At 39.1% G+C, this 3887-nt stretch carries 2 protein-coding genes; both read left to right on the top strand.

Annotated elements, in window-relative coordinates:
- Positions 1 to 294: 294 nt before the first annotated feature.
- Positions 295 to 2901 (top strand): hypothetical protein, encoded by a 2607-nt coding sequence (locus HMPREF9304_RS01320; protein WP_052045817.1) that lies wholly within the window; start codon positions 295 to 297, stop codon positions 2899 to 2901.
- Between the two features lie 13 nt (positions 2902 to 2914).
- Positions 2915 to 3769 carry a GLPGLI family protein gene (locus HMPREF9304_RS01325; RefSeq protein ID WP_036926035.1) on the top strand — a complete coding sequence of 285 codons (855 nt, stop codon included), beginning with the start codon at positions 2915 to 2917 and terminating at the stop codon, positions 3767 to 3769.
- Positions 3770 to 3887: the final 118 nt, after the last annotated feature.

The following is a 3887-nucleotide window of genomic DNA, read 5'->3' on the forward strand; positions in this document are numbered from 1 at the left end:
TTTTTTTTTGCAACACTAAGATAAGTGAAAATTCTGACATGGCAAAATCCTGAGCAACTTTATGTTGCTCAGGTACTTAAAAAGTTTAATTTATAATAGTGTTGCGGAATTAAGGTAAAATAAGTTTTTTCTTGGTGGTTACAATTATTTTTCGTAATATTGCAATGAGTAACTTTGCCTAGTGTAATATTCGAACTTTCAAATATTTGGGTATAACAAGTTATCAAGCATATTTACCAAGTGATTTTAACAGCAAAGTTAAGCTGTTGCACAGAAAAAGGTTGATGAATGTTGATGAATAAAATATATGGAATCATACTTTTATTGCTCATTCCCTGTATGACGTATGCCCAGGCGGCACCGACTAAATTATGGGGAGAAGTGAAAAACACCTCTGGCGAGGCGATGGACTTTGCCAGTATTGTGGTGATGAATCCTAATCTGCCCAACAAGATACTCGCATCAACATATACAGGTGATGATGGCAAATATCAGATTACTGTACGTTGCGACTGTGACAGTCTGATGCTTCGTGTGTCACGGATAGAAATGAAGTCTGTTGTCATGAAGATACCCAACCGTTCGGGAGAATTCAATATTGAGATAGATGCAAAAACAATTGAGTTGCAAGAAGTTACAGTAAAGGCGAAGAAAGTGTATTCACGAGGCGATACCATTAATTATAACGTAGCTTCTTTCCTTTCTTCATCTGACCAGACCATCGCAGATGTCCTGAAGAAAATGCCTGGCATTACCGTTTCAAAGAATGGACAGATTTCTTATCAGGGTAAACCCATCAAGAATTTCTACATAGAGGGGCTTGACCTTATGAAAGGTCATTACGGCATTGCCACAAACAGCATAGACCCAAAGAATGTGGGGTCAGTACAAGTGTTAGAGAGCCATCAAGACATAAAAGCTTTAAAAGGGCTGCAACCAGAGGAGCAAGCTTCTATTAATATACGGCTGAAAGAGGGTGTGAAGGGAGTGCTCAACCTGATTGCAACGCTAGGAGGAGGATATGGCAATGAGACACTATGGAACAATGCTGCCATTGCCACCTATTTCAAGCGCAACAAGCAGTTTTTTGCCACATATAAAGGGAATAATAGCGGCGAGGATTTGTCGCAGGAACTTTATTCTTTCGATGAGGACTATTCACGGACGAGCACGATTTCCTCCATTACAATGCCATCTGTTCCGGGAATAGACAAACGTCTCTATTATTTCAATCGCTCACATAGCATCACTTTCAATAACGCTTATCGTGTTGGGAAGTTTGGCGAGTTGGGAGTCAATGCGGCGTATTTTCACGACAAAGACAAACGGAGCCATTGGTCGAACATCAGCAATATCCTGCCCGATGGTTCTAAGAATGTAGTCGAAGAGGTTATGACGGGAACGGCAAAGCAAGAAAAGGCTTATGGAGACATAAGCTACTTGGACAATAGAGATCAACACTATATGAAGGAGCAGGTTAAGTTCGATTGGGACAGAACTCATGCCAATAGCCGAATAGTGGCAGGGGATAAACCCATTGACCAGTTGGGCATGGTTGATTCGTATCGTCTGCTCAATAAATTTCATCTCACTAATCGTAGTTCAGAATATAAGGGTTATGAATTTCTCTCTCTCATCAACCTTGAAAAGCGTCCTCATTCCCTTGTGGTTTCTCCAAATCTTTTTTCTGAAGTTATTCCAATCACAGTGTTGGACCAGCAAGTAGACATTCATCATTTTTCCACAGAAAACAACTTTTGTTTGCTTTCGGCATGGAGAATAGGCGAGGTAAACATACATCCTTCTGCCACTATAGATTACCAACATAACACATTGAGCAGCTCACTGGCAAATTTCAGAAATGATTTGAAGTTCAATTTCATCAATGCTGGATTTGGAGCAAGAGCTACATATAATAGAGAGAAGTTGTATGTCTCTTTCAATATGCCCATACGATACAAGTATTTCCAACTGGAAGATATAGTGAAAGGTCAAACGACAAAGAAATCCGGATTACGTGTAGAACCCAATATTTCCCTTACTTATAATATCAATAGTAATCATCAATTAAATTTGAACTCCAATATTTCATATTCTACTCCGATTATTGAGAATTTGTACACAAACAATATCCTTACCTCCTATCGACAGCTCTCTGCATACGACGTTACAGGATTGTTTGAGGGGCTTAGTCAATCTTCTTCTTTGGGCTATTCATTCAAGAATATCCTTACGATGACTTTTGCGGGAATTGATTTGTTATGGTATCATCAGAAACCCGAAGTGCTTTATGGCTCCTACTATGATGATATTTCCATGCGCACAATCAGCCGGCACACCAAAGAAAAAGCCAACACTTTTACGGCAAAACTCCACGGAAGTCAAGGGTTCGATTGGAAACAATTGAAAGTCGGTGCATCATTATCTTATTCTTATTACGACAATCCGTTGCTGTTACAAGATGTGGTGCTTCGATATACAGGCAGGGCTATAGCTGCAAATATGGACATCACTATTGCTCCATTCAAATGGCTCTCTGTTTCTTATCAAGGTGGGTATTATCAGATGAAGACGCAACAAAATGAAGGACAACGCTTGCCCTGGTTGCGTACAGTAAACAACAGTGCTTCTTTGAATTTCACTCTGCCTGCTGGAATAATGTTCTTAACCTCTCTCAATCATTATTATAACAACTTCAACAGTGGGGACAAGTCATTTCTCTTGCTGAACGCAGAAGCAAATTACACCATCAAACGTTTTAGCTTTGCACTTTCTTGCGATAATTTGCTTAATCTTAAAACATATTCGTATTCGAATAAGTCGGCTCTCACCGAAACTCGCTCTGTTTATAATATCCGTCCTCGCTCCATATTGCTGAAAGTTAGATTTAGAATAATATAAAACCATTTAAGATATGAAAAAGCTCTTTATTATCATTGTTTATATGTTCATGTCATTTACAGTTCATGCACAGATAACAGCTCCGTTTCCGCAAAACCTTCAAAAGAAGAGTGCTATTGACACGGCACGATACAAGGTTACATATAATTTGAAATATAAAAATCATCCCGCCGACAAAAATTATCTCAGCGACGTGCGCAATGTATATATAGGGAAACGTTATGTAAGAGATTTTAGCGACATCATATTCCATTTCGATTCACTCTGCACAGAAGCTTCCAGGCATGGAGCTGTGACACGAAGCAACATTCAAGGAAATCCATGGCCAATAGAATTAATCGTTGAAGGTGGCAAAAAGGCAGACATTAAATATCGTATGCCACTACAAACTGGTGTGTTGAATTTCCAACAGGACCTGCCTCTGTTCAATTGGAAATTCATAGAGGGAACAGACACGATTATCGGCTACCCATGCTCGAAGGCGACAGTCTCGTTTGCAGGCAGAAATTATACTGCATGGTACACTCAAGAAATCCCGTTGCCATTTGGACCATATAAATTCGGTGGTCTCCCTGGATTAATTTTAAGAATACAAGATAGTGAAGAACAGTATATTTGGGAGGCTATTGGCTTTGAAAGATCAAACGCCCAGATATTGACATACAAATATGAAGGAGAGAAAAAATGCTCTGTAGAAGAAACGAGTAAAACAATCGCTCGCATATTCAAATCACCGCTATCTTTCATCTCTGCAAGTATGGGCGGAGGAAAAATCACAATGCTTGATAAAAATGGAAAGGTAAAGAAATCAAATGATGCGGATAGTTATACCATTCCATACAAATCGTTAGAGATTGAAGATGAATAAAAATCAAATTGATATGTCAAGATCAGTTGTAAAGCAACTGATGCGTTTAATAAATTTAAGTTTAACCTCAAATCCGCAACTAAGCCCTTGAACGTCCTTATTGCGTTTACACGTCCTC

It is taken from the genome of Hoylesella timonensis S9-PR14, from assembly GCF_000762405.1.
GTDB lineage: Bacteria > Bacteroidota > Bacteroidia > Bacteroidales > Bacteroidaceae > Prevotella > Prevotella timonensis_A.

Coding starts and splice junctions, on each gene's coding strand:
- HMPREF9304_RS01320 (WP_052045817.1), top strand. CDS start 295: ATGAATAAAATATATGGAATCATACTTTTATTGCTCATTCCCTGTATG.
- HMPREF9304_RS01325 (WP_036926035.1), top strand. CDS start 2,915: ATGAAAAAGCTCTTTATTATCATTGTTTATATGTTCATGTCATTTACA.